General features: G+C 53.6%; 11 protein-coding genes. 7 read left to right on the top strand and 4 right to left on the bottom strand.

Going from position 1 to position 15,725, the window contains the following annotated elements:
• A complete protein-coding gene (gene ssuC, locus ACMV5H_RS09950; RefSeq protein WP_046808141.1) occupies window positions 1-792 on the top strand; it encodes an aliphatic sulfonate ABC transporter permease SsuC in 792 nt (263 codons plus the stop codon).
• Window positions 792-1,565 carry an aliphatic sulfonates ABC transporter ATP-binding protein gene (ssuB, locus tag ACMV5H_RS09945; protein ID WP_094982372.1) on the top strand — a complete coding sequence of 258 codons (774 nt, stop codon included), beginning with the start codon at window positions 792-794 and terminating at the stop codon, window positions 1,563-1,565. The genes ssuC and ssuB overlap by 1 nt, the downstream gene beginning before the upstream one ends.
• 31 nt (window positions 1,566-1,596) lie before the next feature.
• Here the strand turns inward: ssuB and pepN are convergent, their stop codons facing one another.
• A complete protein-coding gene (gene pepN, locus ACMV5H_RS09940; RefSeq protein ID WP_179247838.1) occupies window positions 1,597-4,212 on the bottom strand; it encodes an aminopeptidase N in 2,616 nt (871 codons plus the stop codon).
• Between the two features lie 344 nt (window positions 4,213-4,556).
• On the opposite strand from pepN, the gene ACMV5H_RS09935 reads away from it, so the two are divergent.
• The 5 genes from ACMV5H_RS09935 (at window position 4,557) to ACMV5H_RS09915 (ending at window position 12,249) form a co-directional block, all read left to right on the top strand.
• A complete protein-coding gene (locus tag ACMV5H_RS09935) occupies window positions 4,557-6,257 on the top strand; it encodes a GGDEF domain-containing protein (protein WP_059200404.1) in 1,701 nt (566 codons plus the stop codon).
• Between the two features lie 253 nt (window positions 6,258-6,510).
• The gene (gene pncB / locus ACMV5H_RS09930; protein WP_115159649.1) at window positions 6,511-7,716 is read left to right on the top strand and encodes a nicotinate phosphoribosyltransferase; all 1,206 of its coding nucleotides are present in this window, start codon (window positions 6,511-6,513) and stop codon (window positions 7,714-7,716) included.
• A gap of 279 nt (window positions 7,717-7,995) precedes the next feature.
• Window positions 7,996-9,396, top strand: a complete 1,401-nt coding sequence (asnS, locus tag ACMV5H_RS09925) for an asparagine--tRNA ligase (protein WP_414821759.1) — start codon at window positions 7,996-7,998, stop codon at window positions 9,394-9,396.
• 303 nt (window positions 9,397-9,699) lie between these two features.
• On the top strand, window positions 9,700-10,812 hold the full coding sequence (gene ompC, locus ACMV5H_RS09920) for a porin OmpC (RefSeq protein ID WP_414821778.1): 1,113 nt from the start codon (window positions 9,700-9,702) through the stop codon (window positions 10,810-10,812).
• 246 nt (window positions 10,813-11,058) lie between these two features.
• Window positions 11,059-12,249 (top strand): amino acid aminotransferase, encoded by a 1,191-nt coding sequence (locus ACMV5H_RS09915; RefSeq protein ID WP_021804899.1) that lies wholly within the window; start codon window positions 11,059-11,061, stop codon window positions 12,247-12,249.
• A 62-nt stretch (window positions 12,250-12,311) separates the two neighbouring features.
• Here the strand turns inward: ACMV5H_RS09915 and ACMV5H_RS09910 are convergent, their stop codons facing one another.
• From ACMV5H_RS09910 to ldtD, 3 genes are all read right to left on the bottom strand, one after another.
• Complete coding sequence (locus ACMV5H_RS09910; protein WP_414821758.1) at window positions 12,312-12,959, bottom strand: MBL fold metallo-hydrolase; 648 nt, start codon at window positions 12,957-12,959, stop codon at window positions 12,312-12,314.
• A 68-nt stretch (window positions 12,960-13,027) separates the two neighbouring features.
• Window positions 13,028-13,576: a YcbK family protein gene (locus ACMV5H_RS09905; protein WP_021804901.1), complete on the bottom strand. Its 549-nt coding sequence runs from the start codon at window positions 13,574-13,576 to the stop codon at window positions 13,028-13,030.
• 180 nt (window positions 13,577-13,756) lie between these two features.
• Window positions 13,757-15,607, bottom strand: coding sequence for a L,D-transpeptidase (gene ldtD, locus ACMV5H_RS09900; protein ID WP_094982374.1), 1,851 nt, complete (start codon window positions 15,605-15,607; stop codon window positions 13,757-13,759).
• Window positions 15,608-15,725: the final 118 nt, after the last annotated feature.

The following is a 15,725-nucleotide window of genomic DNA, read 5'->3' as shown; positions in this document are numbered from 1 at the left end:
ATGGCGATCGGTGCACAACAAATTCTGCACCGGCTAGCCCCCTGGGCTTTGCCGGTAGCGCTGGTGATTGGCTGGCAGACCGCCGTTGAGGCGGGTTGGTTGTCTAACCGTATCTTGCCCGCGCCGAGTGCCGTGGTGGCAGCCTTTTGGGCCTTAACCAAAAGTGGCGAGCTGTGGCAACACCTGACCATCAGCAGTTGGCGTGCGCTGATTGGCTTCAGTATCGGTGGCAGCATTGGCTTGGTACTAGGGTTCATTACCGGCCTGTCCCGTTGGGGAGAGCGTTTGCTCGACAGCTCGGTACAGATGATCCGTAACGTGCCGCATCTGGCGCTAATCCCGCTGGTGATCTTGTGGTTCGGCATCGACGAGTCCGCCAAAATCTTTCTGGTGGCGCTGGGTACGCTATTCCCGATCTATCTGAACACCTATCACGGCATCAAGAATATCGACCGTGGCCTGCTGGAAATGGCGCGCAGCTACGGCCTGAGCGGCTTTAGCCTGTTTACGCAGGTGGTGTTACCCGGCGCGTTGCCTTCGATCATGGTCGGCGTGCGTTTTGCGCTCGGGTTTATGTGGTTAACGCTGATCGTCGCCGAAACCATCTCCGCCAACTCTGGCATCGGTTATCTGGCAATGAACGCCCGTGAATTTCTACAGACCGATGTAGTGGTGGTCGCCATTATTCTGTATGCCCTGCTCGGCAAACTGGCCGATGCCTGCGCACAACTGCTCGAACGTGTCTGGTTACGCTGGCACCCGGCCTATCAACTGAAATCAGGAGAAGCATAATGACGGCCCCGACTCGTATTCCGCAAGGCACCCCCATTACGCTGGAAGGCATCGCCAAACGTTATGGCAACCGCACCGTGTTGGACGATTTGCAACTCCGCATCACCGCGGGCCAGTTTGTGGCCGTGGTTGGCCGCAGCGGCTGTGGTAAAAGCACCTTATTACGCCTGCTCGCAGGGCTGGAAACGGCCAACAGTGGGACCCTGGTGAGCGGTAATGCCCCACTCAGCCACGCCAAAGACGATACGCGTCTGATGTTTCAGGATGCTCGCCTGCTGCCATGGAAAAAGGTGATCGACAACGTGGGGCTTGGCCTGAGCGGCAACTGGCGTGATGCTGCATTGCAGGCGTTAACCACCGTTGGGCTGGCCGACCGTGCCAATGAATGGCCAGCCGCGCTGTCTGGCGGGCAGAAACAGCGTGTCGCCCTGGCCCGTGCGTTGATCCATCGCCCACGTTTGTTGCTGTTGGATGAACCCTTGGGGGCACTGGATGCGTTAACGCGTATTGAAATGCAGGGGCTGATCGAAACGCTTTGGCAACAGCATGGCTTCACCGTACTGCTGGTCACGCACGACGTTAGCGAGGCGATCGCACTGGCCGATCGGGTGCTGTTAATCGAAGAAGGACGTATCGGGCTGGATCTGACTATTGATTTGCCACGACCGCGCCGAAAAGGTTCGGTAAAGCTGGCAGAGTTGGAAGCAGAAGTGTTGGCAAGAGTGTTGGCGCCACCGCAAACCGTTGGGACTTCCCGCCGGGTGGCAAATTAATCAGGGGACGGCAAATGCCGCCCCCTTGCTTTTACGCGTCTAACGCCTTGGTGATCTTCTCAAACAGATCGCCAGACAGGTTCTCCAGCCCTTTCAACTGCTCCAGAGCCTGACGCATCAACGCCTGACGAGAGGCATCGTAACGCTTCAGGCGGATCAGTGGTTCAATCAGCCGCGCAGCAACCTGTGGGTTACGCTTGTTCAGATCGCTGAGGATCTCCACCAGGAACTGATAGCCGCTGCCGTCTGCCGCATGGAACGCCGCCGGGTTAGCCGAAGCGAACCCACCAATCAACGAGCGGGTGCGGTTTGGATTACTCAGGCTGAATGAACGGTGTTGCAACAGCGAACGTACCTTACCGAGTACGTCTGCCGCCGGGCTGGTGGCCTGCAGGATGAACCACTTGTCCATCACCAGACCATCGTGATGCCAGCGCTCATCAAACTCGGCCATCAAGGCATCACGGCAAGGCAACTGTGCCCCCATCGCCGCAGCCAGTGCCGCCAGCGAATCGGTCATGTTGTCAGCCTGCTGGAACTGTTGCACCACCAGCTTGTCAGCCTGCTCTACATCGCCGAAAGCCAGATAGTGCAGACAAATGTTACGCAGCGAACGCTTGGCAATATCGCCGTGCTCAACCCTGTACCCTTCAGTTTTGTTAGCGTGATACACCGCCAGCCACTCATCGGCCAGCTCTTTAGCCAGGCAACGGGTGATCGCTTCATGCACCGCAGAGATGGCTTGCGGATCGATGATGGCGAACAGCTCGGCAATTTCGTTTTCCGATGGCAGCGTAAGGATCTGCGCGGCCAGGGCCGGATCCAGCTTCTCATCCAGCAGCACCGCCCGGAAGGCATCTGCCACGTGCAGCGGCAGCGACAACGGCTGTTTCTGCTGATATTTGGCCACGTTCAGCTTGATGTAAATGGCCAGCAGGCTCTGGGCGGCATCCCAGCGGGAAAACTCATTGCGCGCATGCTGCATCAGGAACGTCAGTTGCTGATCGCTGTACGGATAATCCAGCTTGACCGGTGCCGAGAACTCACGCAGCAGCGAAGGAACCGGCTTATGCGCGACGCCATCAAACACAAAAGTCTGTTCGGCGGCGGTGACGTTCAACACGTTATTGACCGGGGAACCGTCTTTCTGCAAGGCAATAACGTTGCCCTCGCTGTCGTAAAGCTCAATATCCAGCGGAATATGCAACGGCAGTTTTTCTGGCTGATCGGCCGTCGGCGCGGTTTTCTGGCTGACGTGCAAGCGGTATTGCTGATCCTCGGCGCTATAGTCATCACGCACCGTCAGCAGCGGCGTGCCAGACTGGCTGTACCAGCGGCGGAACAGCGACAGATCGACGTTGGAAGCGTCTTCCATTGCCTGCACAAAATCATCGCAGGTGGCCGCACTGCCGTCGTGGCGTTCGAAATAGAGCTGCATCCCCGCCTGGAACTGTTGTTCCCCCAGCAGCGTGTGCAGCATGCGGATCACTTCGGATCCTTTCTCATACACCGTCAAGGTGTAGAAGTTGTTCATCTCGATCACTTTATCCGGCCGGATCGCGTGCGCCATCGGGCTGGCGTCTTCGGCAAACTGCGCCCCACGCATAACCCGCACGTTATCGATGCGGTTGACTGAACGGGAACCCAGGTCGGAGCTGAACTCCTGATCGCGGAACACGGTCAGCCCTTCTTTCAGACTAAGCTGGAACCAGTCGCGGCAGGTCACGCGGTTGCCGGTCCAGTTATGGAAATATTCGTGGCCGATCACCGCTTCAATATTCAGGTAATCCTTGTCGGTGGCGGTTTCTGCCTTGGCCAACACATACTTCGAGTTAAAGATATTTAACCCTTTGTTCTCCATCGCCCCCATGTTGAAGAAATCCACGGCGACGATCATGTAGATATCCAGATCGTATTCCAGGCCAAAGCGGGTTTCATCCCACTTCATCGAATTTTTCAGCGAGGTCATGGCCCAATCGGCACGATCCAGGTTGCCACGATCGACAAACAGCTCCAAGGCCACCTTACGACCAGAACGGGTGGTGAAGCTATCGCGCAACACGTCGAAATCCCCCGCCACCAGCGCAAACAGATAGCTAGGTTTCGGGAACGGATCCTGCCATTGCACCCAGTGACGGCCGTCTGCCAGGTCACCTTCAGCCACCCGGTTGCCGTTCGACAGCAGGAACGGATAACGTGCTTTATCGGCGACGATGCGGGTAGTAAAACGGGCCAGCACGTCTGGGCGATCCAGATAGAAGGTGATATGGCGGAAGCCTTCGGCCTCGCATTGGGTGCACAGCGCTTCACCAGACAGGTATAGCCCTTCCAACGCGCTATTTTTCGCCGGATGGATGTCGTTGACGATCGTCAGGGTAAACTGAGCCGGCAGTTGTTCAATCACCAGTTGGTTTTCCTGCTGGCGATAGGCGCTCCACGGCTGCCCATCAACTTGAATACTCACCAGAGTCAGGTCTTCGCCATTCAACGTTAATGGGGCACCGGCGGCACCCTGCCGTTTGATCTGGCTGACGGCGGTAACGCGCGTGGTGTCTGCATCCAGTTCAAAATCCAGGTCGATATCGGTGATGGTATAATCTGGGGCGCGATAATCGTGGCGATACTTCGCCTGTGGCTGTTGTGTCATAAAAACCCTTTGACGTCTCAGTGAGTTACAGATCCCGGACTCGGAGCGCACCGCCGTGCAGGACGACGCGGTACCTCAATGGCCCGATTGTGAATAAACTGTATCACAGCTATAAAAAAAACCCAGAAATGGCAGCAAATCGCACCAAGAAATCACACGACTCACGCAGACATTCGCTGTTGTTTGCTATGCTCCAGCTACCCTGGCGCTTCGCTTAACGTCAAACTCAGCATTTTATGCTTAAGCAGGCGCAGTTCCGTCCCCGTTGGCAACCGAATTGCGGAGGAAAACCAGCGGTAGCAATGATATAATCATCCAAGAACCAGTAGGAGAAACAGATTGGCATGAAAGTAAAATACCTGATCTATTTCTTCACCTTTGCCATCATGCTGTCCTTTGCGGTTTTTATCGCCAATGGGCTGATAAAGGCCCGTGCCAGCCATGAGCAAAGCTTGGAAAATCTGTACAAAATCAGCAGGACCAAAGAGGTGGCCGAGGCCTTTCAGGCTACACTGCTGGCACACCGGTTAAAACGATTAGGTCTGGCGGATAAATCCGTCACCCAAGCTGAATGGCAACAGGCCGATCAACAGGCACGTGAAAAAATCGCGATTGTTAAATCCAATGTCGACGCCGACCTCGCTCTGCGCCTGGGCATTCGGCAAAAGATTGCCATACTTTCCATGCTCGATTGGATGGAAAGGCTGCTGGATAACGATTCGCGTCAGGTCACGCAAGTCGATACTGCCAACAGCAATCTGTTCAATATCAACAGCGCCTATTATATCGTCCAGACCACCAAAGCCTTCTACCGTTATACCTACGACACCCGGCTGATCAATGCCGACTCATTTCTATTTTTGGAGGCCGTTCGCCTTAATAACCGGCTGAATATGTCGCTGACCGAACTGATCGATCAGATTATCGACGTCAATCTCAGCAGCCAGGAACGCAAGAATGCTTATCTGAAGGCCATCCAGTTGACCGGGGTGTTCACCCCGCTCGGTACTCGTTTGGCGTTCTTAAAGCTGGCCTATAACGATCCGCAGATTGCTGAGCTGGTGGATGAGATACTCCGTAACATCTCCAGCCATCGGATCAGCAACATTTCAGACGGGTTATATCAAGCCATTACCCATAATACCGTCTATGACATCAACCTGATCGCCGGCTATATCGAGGAGATGGACAGACTTTCCCAAAGGCTCTATGAGCGTAGCTTTGAGCTGGAGATGGCCGCTTCCGAAGCCAAAATGTATGATAGCCAGACAGCCATCTACGGCATGATTTCTCTGAGTGGGCTGATTGCCCTGTTCATCCTGCTGCCTTCCATGATCTTCTGTTCCAACATCACCCGCTGGCTGACCAAAACGCATAAAAATATTCTGCGCCTGTCACAAGGCGATATGAATATTGATGACAACGACGCGTTTTACAGCAAAGAGCTGATCGCCATCAGTGACGCCATCACCCAGCTCAAACAATACAATCAGGTCAAGATCGCGCTGGAAAACGAAAAGCAGCAGCTAATCAAAGAGCTGGAAGTCTCGTCATTCTTCGATCCCTTAACCAACATTTATAACCGCCGCAAATTTTTCCTCGAGTGTGAGATGCTTGCGCAGAGTAGCTATCCGCTGGCGTTCTGTCTCATCGATATCGATAACTTCAAGCGTCTTAACGATACCTATGGCCACGATGTCGGCGACCGAGTGCTGGTAATGTTCGCCCAGTCGTTAAGTAACACCTTCCGTTCCAGCGATATCTTTTGCCGCTATGGCGGTGAGGAGTTTGCCCTGCTGCTCGGCCACTGTTCCCTGGAAAATGCCCGCAGCATGATGGAAGCCCTGCGTGAACAAACCCAACAAATGTGCCTGGAGTTGCTCAACGGAAAACGGGTGCGCTTTACCATCAGCTGTGGTATCGCTGCCGTAGGCGACCTGTCACAACTGCATCCAGCCATCAAACAGGCCGACGAAGCGCTCTATTTTTGTAAGAAGAGCGGGCGCAATCGGGTCAGTATTTATACGCCAACCGGTTTTATCTGAATCGGTGTTTAAAATAATTAACCTCATAATTTTTATGAGTAAATCAACTAAGCCATTCAGTTTATTGGATTAAATGGCTTTTTCTGGCTGAGGTTATGCCCCCGGTAAAATAAAGGCACGTTTTATCCTCGACCCGTTCCGGCCATTTGTGGTGTGATGAGGCTTCAATAACAGGATAATCCGGGTATACTCCCCCCACTTTTTTGATTATCCGGATTTGGACACGCGCCTGACGAGGATGCTGTAACGCGATATGACTCTATACGCTTCCCCGATTTTGACTTCACTGCTTGATACTGACGCCTACAAGCTTCATATGCAGCAAGCAGTGTTCCATCGCTACCCCGCAATTACCGTTGCGGCGGAGTTTCGTTGCCGTGGCGACGAACTGCTGGGCGAATATGCCGACGAGATCCGCGCGCAGGTTGCCATGATGAGCGAGTTGGCGCTAACCGAAGCCGAACACCGCTATCTCTCCAGCCTGCCTTTCTTCCATCAGGATTACCTGAGCTGGCTGCGGGAGTTTCGCTACGATCCGCAGCAGGTCAGCATTAGCAATCACGACGGCAAATTGCATATCCGTATCGCTGGCCCCTGGCGCGAAGTGATTATGTGGGAAGTGCCGTTGTTGGCCGTGATCAGCGAAGTCGTGCACCGCCAGCGCTCTCCACAGGCCACGCCAGAGATGGCAATCAGCCAGTTGCGCCAGAACCTGGAGCAGTTCAAGCAACTGAGCGGGGATATTGATATTTCACGCTTCAAGCTGATGGACTTTGGCACCCGTCGCCGCTTCTCCCGCGAGGTGCAACAGGCCATTGTCAGCACGCTGAAAACCGAATTCCCCTATCTGGCTGGCACCAGTAACTACGATTTGGCGCATCGGCTGGATCTGATCCCGGTTGGCACGCAAGCCCATGAGTGGTTCCAGGCTCATCAACAGATTAGCCCGGTACTGGCCAACAGCCAACGTGCCGCCTTGCAGGCCTGGCTGGATGAATATCCCGCTCAGCTCGGCATTGCACTGACCGACTGTATCACCATGGATGCGTTCCTGCGTGATTTCGGCAAGCAGTTTGCCCAGAGCTATCAAGGTCTGCGCCACGACTCTGGCGATCCGATCGAATGGGGTGAAAAAGCCATTGCCCATTACCAGCAATTGGGGATCGATCCCATGAGCAAGACGCTGGTGTTTTCAGACAATCTGGATCTGGATAAGGCTTTGGCGTTGTATCGCCACTTTGATCGGCGCATCAACCTGGCGTTCGGTATCGGCACGCGTCTGACCTGCAATATCCCCGGCGTCAAGCCGCTAAATATTGTGATCAAGCTGGTCGAGTGTAAAGGCAAGCCGGTAGCCAAACTGTCCGATAGCCCAGGCAAAACCATCTGCCAGGACCCCGCGTTTGTCAAAGCGCTGCGCAAAGCCTTCGATCTGCCGCTGGTGAAGAAAGCCAGTTAAGGTGCCCCCTCTCTCCAACCCTCTCCCACTGGGAGAGGGAACTGTACGGCGCTGCATTAAAGAACAAGAGTCAGCCGGGGATACAAACCGTGTGGGCATTTCTCACCGGCGTTCCCCCTCTTCCTTTATATACCTCCTGTTTTTTTATCCCACTGCAATAAATGTTGTCTCATTCTGATGATTTCTGCTTGTGCTCTGCAACGCGGCAAGTAACATAGCAACATCCCCAAATTCTTGGGTTGTTAGCCTATTTCTGAAAAACTTATAAGAGAGAAATCTATGAGCGTAGTGCCTGTAGTCGACGTACTGCAAGGTCGTGCTGCGGTTGACAGTGAAGTCACCGTGCGCGGTTGGGTACGTACCCGGAGAGATTCTAAAGCTGGTATCTCCTTCCTCGCCGTTTATGACGGCTCCTGCTTTAATCCGTTACAGGCCGTCGTTAATGATTCTCTGCCGAATTATCAGGACGAAGTGTTACGCCTGACCACCGGCTGTTCCATTGAAGTGACCGGTACCGTGGTACCTTCGCCGGGTGAAGGCCAGAGCTTCGAACTGCAGGCCACAGCCATCAAGGTGGTGGGTTGGGTTGACGATCCTGACACCTATCCAATGGCGGCCAAACGCCACAGCATCGAATACCTGCGCGAAGTTGCCCACCTGCGCCCACGCACCAACCTGATTGGCGCGGTTGCCCGCGTTCGCCACACCTTGGCACAGGCAATCCACCGCTACTTCCACGAGAACGGTTATTTCTGGGTTTCCACCCCACTGATCACCGCCTCTGATACCGAAGGTGCCGGTGAAATGTTCCGCGTCTCCACGCTGGATATGGAAAACCTGCCACGCACTGATAAAGGTGCCGTCGATTTCAGCCAGGATTTCTTCGGTAAAGAAGCCTTCCTGACCGTATCCGGCCAGTTGAACGGCGAAACCTACGCCTGTGCGCTGTCAAAAATTTATACCTTTGGCCCCACCTTCCGTGCCGAGAACTCGAACACCAGTCGTCACCTGGCGGAATTCTGGATGATCGAACCGGAAGTTGCCTTTGCTACCCTGGACGACGTTGCCGGGCTGGCCGAAAGCATGCTGAAATATGTCTTCCAGGCGGTGCTGGATGAACGTGCCGACGATCTGCAATTCTTTGCTGAGCGGGTAGATAAAGACGCCATCGAACGTCTGAAGCGCTTTGTCTCTTCCGATTTCGCCCAGGTGGACTACACCGAGGCGGTCGAGATCCTGCTCGCTTCCGGCCAGACCTTCGAGAACCCGGTTTCCTGGGGCATCGATCTGTCGTCTGAACACGAACGCTATCTGGCCGAGCAACACTTCAAGGCTCCGGTAGTGGTGAAAAACTACCCGAAAGATATCAAAGCCTTCTACATGCGCATGAACGAAGATGGCAAAACCGTTGCGGCGATGGATGTGCTAGCACCGGGCATTGGTGAAATCATCGGTGGTTCTCAGCGTGAAGAACGTCTGGATGTGCTGGATCAGCGTCTGGCAGAGATGGGCCTCAATAAAGAAGATTATTGGTGGTATCGTGACCTGCGCCGCTATGGCACCGTGCCACATTCTGGTTTTGGCTTAGGTTTTGAGCGTTTAATCGCCTATGTAACCGGGGTGCAGAACGTCCGTGACGTGATCCCGTTCCCAAGAACGCCACGTAACGCCAGCTTCTAAGTCATAAAACCCAGCATAATTTAAACATTTTCTTTACATAATAAAGGCCAGCTTAGCTGGCCTTTCGCATTTTTGATTATTGACCTGCATCACAAAGCTCCCTAAAATACACAAATTGTTACACATCGTTTCTTTCTGAAACCAGATTACGACATTGGTAGCATTTTCGTTCTAGATAAACCTGCCCGTGAATGGAACACTGCGTGCAGACACAGGACGGCACCAATCTATCAACAATAGTTCCAAAAGAATTATTGGCGGCAGTGGCAAGGTGTCCGAATAAAACCAATGAGGGTAATAATGATGATGAAGCGCAACATTCTTGCAGTAGTGATCCCAGCTCTGTTAGCAGCTGGTGCAGCCAACGCAGCTGAAATCTACAACAAAGACGGCAACAAACTGGATCTGTACGGTAAAGTTGACGGCCTGCACTACTTCTCTAAAGACAAAAGCGAAGATGGCGACAAGTCATACGTGCGCTTTGGCTTCAAAGGTGAAACCCAGATTACTGACCAACTGACCGGTTACGGCCAGTGGGAATACAACGTGCAAGCTAACCACGCTGAGTCACAAGGTACCGAAGGTACTAAGACTCGTCTGGGCTTCGCAGGTCTGAAATTTGCTGAATTCGGTTCATTCGATTACGGCCGTAACTACGGCGTTGTGTATGACGTTGAAGGCTGGACAGATATGCTGCCAGAGTTCGGTGGCGATACTTACACCAACACCGACAACTTCATGACCGGTCGTACCAACGGTGTTGCTACTTACCGTAACAACAACTTCTTCGGTATGGTTGATGGCCTGAACTTCGCTCTGCAGTACCAAGGCAAGAACGAAAACGACAAGCGTGAGCTGAAGAAACAAAACGGTGACGGTTGGGGTGTGTCCTCTACTTACGCAATTCTGGATTCAGGCGTGAGCGTAGGTGCAGCTTACTCTGGTTCTGACCGTACTGACGCTCAAACCAATCTGTCTACTGCCGGTGGTAAAGACGCTGAAGCATGGACCGTTGGTGCTAAATACGATGCCAACAACGTCTACCTGGCAACCATGTATGCGGAAACTCGCAACATGACTCCATACGGCGAATCAGACTTCACCATCGCCAACAAAACTCAGAACTTTGAAGTGGTAGCACAGTACCAGTTCGATTTCGGTCTGCGTCCATCCATCGCTTACCTGCAGTCTAAAGGTAAAAACCTGGCTGGCCGTAACGCAAACGGCAGTAACTTCGGCGGCGGCGACTCTGACCTGGTTAAATATGTTGATGTTGGCGCTACCTACTACTTCAACAAAAACATGTCTACCTACGTTGATTATAAAATCAACCTGCTGGACGACAACGACTTCACTCGTGCTAACGGCATCGCTACTGACAACATCGTAGCTACCGGCCTGGTTTACCAGTTCTAAGTTGTTGCACTTGATGACGGCTCGCCGTCAGCTAAGTTAAAAAACAGGGCTTCGGCCCTGTTTTTGTTTTTAGCGCTTCCGCCAATTTTTTATTCTGCCAATCCGCCCTTCCCCGTCATTTTTTGTGCTGAATCTGCCGCCGTCACAAGATCGAGGTGTTTTTCTCGCAAACGGTTGGCAAAGGCGATAACTGGCGCTACCCTGATGTTTCTGTCTGCTTAACTCTAGGCCATGGAATCATCTGACATGTTTGAAAAAATCACCGCTGCACCTGCCGACCCGATTCTCGGTCTGACCGACATTTTCCGCGCCGACAAGCGTGAGAATAAAATCAACCTGGGGATTGGCGTCTATAAAGACGAAACCGGCAAAACGCCGGTGCTGACCAGCGTTAAAAAAGCTGAACAGTATCTGCTGGAAAATGAGACCACCAAAAACTACCTGGGTATTGAAGGTATTCCTGAATTTGCCAGCTGCACGCAAGAACTGTTGTTCGGCAAGCAGAGCCCAATCATTGCCGACAAGCGTGCCCGTACCGCGCAAACCCCTGGTGGTACCGGTGCCCTGCGTGTCGCGGCCGACTTTATTGCCAACCAGACCAGCGCCAAGCGTATCTGGGTCAGCAATCCAAGCTGGCCAAACCATAAAAACGTCTTTGGTGCCGTTGGCCTGGAAGTGTTGGAATACAACTATTACGACGCCGCCAACCATGCGCTGGACTTCGACGGTCTGCTCACCAGCCTGAACCAGGCTCAGGCCGGCGACGTAGTGCTGTTCCATGGTTGCTGCCATAACCCTACCGGTATCGATCCAACCGAAGCACAATGGGCTCAGTTGGCTGAACTGTCCGTAGCCAAGGGTTGGTTGCCGCTGTTCGACTTCGCTTACCAAGGCTTCGCCAAGGGCCTGGAAGAAGATGCCCAGGGTCTGCGTATCTTTGCTGCCAAACATCAGGAACTGATCGTTGCCAGCTCCTACTCGAAGAACTTTGGCCTGTATAACGAGCGTGTCGGTGCCTGCACCGTGGTAGCTGCCGATGCAGAAACCGCCGAGCGTGCCTTCAGCCAGGTGAAAGCCGCGATCCGTGCCAACTACTCGAACCCGCCGTCACACGGTGCGGCCGTAGTTGCCACCATCTTGGGTAACCCAGCGCTGCGCGCCATTTGGGAACAAGAGCTGACCGACATGCGTCAGCGCATTCACCGTATGCGCCAGTTGTTCGTTAATACCCTGCAGGAGAAAGGGGCGCAGCAGGATTTCAGCTTTATCATCAACCAGAACGGCATGTTCTCCTTCAGCGGCCTGACCAAAGAGCAGGTTCTGCGTCTGCGTGATGAATTTGGCGTGTATGCCGTTAACTCCGGCCGCGTTAACGTGGCAGGGATGACGCCGGACAATATGGCGCCGCTGTGCGAAGCCATCGTTGCCGTGCTGTAAGTTGATTTTGCATTGAAAAAGGGGCGCATTTGCGCCCCTTTGTTCTTTTGCGAGAGGTGTCTTTACCAGATAGCCGGTTCTTCGCGCAGGAACGGGTTGGTTTGACGTTCATGGCCAAAGGTAGACACCGGGCCATGTCCTGGAATAAACGCCATATCGTCGCCCTGAGGCAGTAATTTGTTGCTGATTGAAGCGATTAGCGCCTGATGGTCACCGCGCGGGAAATCGCTGCGGCCAACGCCGCCGTTGAACAACACGTCACCCACTAATGCCAAACGTGCCTGTTCGTTGATAAAAACGATATGACCAGGTGTATGGCCAGGGCAATGCAGTACGTTCAGCGACATTTCACCCACCTGCACTTTATCCCCCTCTTCCAGCCATTTGGTCGGCGTTAGAGCGGCGCATTCATCCAGGCCAAACATACGGCTCTGTGCTGGCAAACCTTCAAGCCAGAAGGCATCTTCCTTATCTGGCCCATAGATCGGTACCTGATAATGCTCGGCCATTTCTGCCGCCGCGCCTACGTGATCGAGATGGCCGTGCGTCAGCAAAATCTGGCTGACCTGCACGCCCTTTTCGGCAATGGCAGCCTTCAGTTTTTCCGGATCGCCACCAGGATCGACCAGCGCCGCCTGTTTGGTCACGTCGCACCAGATGAGCGTACAGTTCTGACTGAACGCCGTAACGGGGATAATATGGTATTTCATAAAGCTCCAACGACAACGGCACCACGCCCAAGGGCCGGGTGCCATTCAGCGATCATGATGCACAATGATTACCAGGTCCGCACCGGGCCGGTATCGATGTGCACAAAGTTACTACGTGGATAATAGCCTACCCCGCCGGCGCGCATTTTTAACGCGGCCTTACGGATATTACTCAGTTGGATCCCTTCGATATGGAAATCCATCGCCTGGCCTTTGGTGTGGTAACTCTGCTTCGCCACGCCACGGCTATGCTCACGCATTTCGGTATTGGTCGCCATTGAACGGTAGCCGGAAATCAGCTGTACCGGTTTGCTGGTACCCAGCATTACCTGTAGGCGATAGAGATGATCAAACAGAGCCGGATCGATGCTCTTGACCTTATTGGCCCGATAGTCACGGAAGATATGGTTCAAGCGTGCCAACTCTTCTTTATTGTAACCTTTACCGTTGAAGAACTCGGCCTTGATGGATTCGCCGGTATTAAGATTATTCAACAACAGAATACGTGGGCGAGAGGTAGAAAGACTGGCAAACGCCTGCCCTGGAAGCAGTGCGATACCCACGGCGGCGCTACCTAACGCCAGCCATTTACGGCGATGATGATCAATTTTGTCCATGACTCTTTAAACTCGGCAAGAATGTCAAAATATATGCACAAAACTGCGCACTGCCCGAACCATAACCGCCAGCGTATGCGGAGTCAACCCGCGATACGCTGTGGTTTACCCGTGCTCACAAAAAACAGAGCCTGTTACTGGCCAGACATTCAGACCGTTATTTATCTAGAATTACTGCATTTATTGCATCAATTTTTCGGCCTGAGCCAAAATTTGTGCACCCGATCTCACTGTCGCATCATAATTGTAAATATCTGTACGGAACTGTGGCTTGCCATCATCAGAGACCCAGGCCGTCAGGTAATACAGTTGCACCGGGATGTTCTGGCGGATGTTCACATACGTCGTATTGCCGCCTTTCAGCGTGGAGGAAACACGCGCGTTGTTCCAACCGGCATCCTGTAACAACATATTGGCCAAATCGGAAGCCTTGTTAACGCGCACACAGCCAGAGCTTAACGCCCGGATATCCTTCTGGAACAGGCCGTGGTTCGGGGTATCATGCAGATAGATGGCATCCGAGCTCGGCATGTTGAACTTGAAACGCCCTAACGAGTTGCTGGTCCCCGGCGCCTGCTGGATGCGGTAAGGGAAATTGCGTGGTGAAACCACACTCCAGTCAATCATTGCCGGATCGATCACTTGCGCATCGTTGCTCCAGCCAGAGAATACCCGATAGCCGTGTTTCTGGAAGTAGCTCGCATCATGCATGGCCTTGGGCACGATATCTTCACGGATCAGCTTGGTTGGCACGTTCCACGGCGGGTTGACCACCACGTTATTCAGCGCACTGCTCATCAATGGCGTTTTGCGGCTCGGGCGGCCAACAATCACCCGCGAAGATAACACTTCATTACCATTCAGATAGTAGGTGAGCGAGTAGTTCGGGATGTTGACCATAATGCCGGTATCAACGTGCCCAGGCAGAATGCGCAGGCGCTGGATGTTCAACGCCAGCAGTGAAGCTCGAGTTTGTGGCGAAACGTTCAGCCATTCACGCGTCCGGGCACCGATAACGCCATCAGGCGTCAGCCCTTGCCAGATTTGGAAGCGTTTGACCCCTTCCACCAGATCTTCGGTGTAACGATTATCCGTTACCGAAACCGGACTTGCAGGTTGTACCTGTGCGGTCGCTTCTGGAGAGGGAGCAAGATCTTTGATCGATGCCGCGCCCGGGCTTACGACAGCCGCTGCGGTAGCACGATCCTTCTCTTCATCCACCGACAGATCGTCATCCGCCGCCGGGGTCGTCGCGCTGGCGTTGGTGACCTGAGGCTCAGGCGAAGCAGATGCTACCGCCGGAGTGGCGATTAGCATTCCGGTACGCGCCAGAATATCGCGCAGTGCGGGAATATCGTCGCTGAGCTGACCTGGACGCAGGCTTGCACCATTGGTCATTTGTGGCCACGGGCGCCCAGCTGCCAGCATTTCGCGCAGCGCCAAATGCATTTTGGCGTACTGAGGATGCTGCGGGGCCAACGAGTTGATATACGCCAGCGTTTTGCCCTGATGTATCGAGAGCTGCCACTGGTTGATCACCGTATTCGCTGGCACCTTCAGCTTGTAAGGAACATTGCTGTACAACCAGTTGTTGCCGTTAGCCCCGATTGAGGAGACAAACTGCAAATAACCCAGCATCGCATCCGACAGCACAATATCACGTGCCATATCGGTGATGAGCGGATCGGTCAGCAGTTTTACCCATTGAGTAAACTGCGGCTGTACGCCAGAAATGGCCAACTCAGCCAGTTGCTGCTGAAATTGCTGTACCGCTTCCCGATCTTGCCACATAGGCTGCATCTGATTGGCAGCGTACAGCGGTGCCAAAGTGGAGAGATAATAAGGCACAACGCTTTTCGGCAATGCCGCCAGCAGTTCGGCACGACTTTGTGCCACGGACATTCCCGATGACGATGACGCCACCGGTAACGCCGGAACGGTTGCCCATGCGGAAAACGACACGGCAAAACCACACGCTATTGCGCAACTCAATGCCAGACGTCGTACTGAGTTTCCATTTTTAAGCAACATCCCTTGCCCCCTGTAGGCTCACAAAAATACCGCACGGACTATTATTAGTTTCAGTATACAAACAGAACGGCGCTTTTGCTCTCAGCGCCGTAAATAACCGTTTCATTCCAGCTTACCA

It is taken from the genome of Serratia sp. N21D137, assembly GCF_047530005.1.
In the GTDB taxonomy this organism is placed as follows: Bacteria; Pseudomonadota; Gammaproteobacteria; order Enterobacterales; family Enterobacteriaceae; genus Chania; species Chania fonticola_B.
The sequence above is the reverse complement of the archived record's forward strand: the minus strand, read 5'-3'. Positions and strand labels throughout refer to the sequence as shown.

Excerpts from the sequence above, each read along its gene's own strand:
- ompC (WP_414821778.1), top strand. The coding sequence starts at position 9,700 with ATGATGAAGCGCAACATTCTTGCAGTAGTGATCCCAGCTCTGTTAGCA.
- ACMV5H_RS09915 (WP_021804899.1), top strand. The coding sequence starts at position 11,059 with ATGTTTGAAAAAATCACCGCTGCACCTGCCGACCCGATTCTCGGTCTG.
- pncB (WP_115159649.1), top strand. The coding sequence starts at position 6,511 with ATGACTCTATACGCTTCCCCGATTTTGACTTCACTGCTTGATACTGAC.
- ssuB (WP_094982372.1), top strand. The coding sequence starts at position 792 with ATGACGGCCCCGACTCGTATTCCGCAAGGCACCCCCATTACGCTGGAA.
- asnS (WP_414821759.1), top strand. The coding sequence starts at position 7,996 with ATGAGCGTAGTGCCTGTAGTCGACGTACTGCAAGGTCGTGCTGCGGTT.
- pepN (WP_179247838.1), bottom strand. The coding sequence starts at position 4,212 with ATGACACAACAGCCACAGGCGAAGTATCGCCACGATTATCGCGCCCCA.
- ACMV5H_RS09935 (WP_059200404.1), top strand. The coding sequence starts at position 4,557 with ATGAAAGTAAAATACCTGATCTATTTCTTCACCTTTGCCATCATGCTG.
- ldtD (WP_094982374.1), bottom strand. The coding sequence starts at position 15,607 with ATGTTGCTTAAAAATGGAAACTCAGTACGACGTCTGGCATTGAGTTGC.
- ssuC (WP_046808141.1), top strand. The coding sequence starts at position 1 with ATGGCGATCGGTGCACAACAAATTCTGCACCGGCTAGCCCCCTGGGCT.
- ACMV5H_RS09910 (WP_414821758.1), bottom strand. The coding sequence starts at position 12,959 with ATGAAATACCATATTATCCCCGTTACGGCGTTCAGTCAGAACTGTACG.
- ACMV5H_RS09905 (WP_021804901.1), bottom strand. The coding sequence starts at position 13,576 with ATGGACAAAATTGATCATCATCGCCGTAAATGGCTGGCGTTAGGTAGC.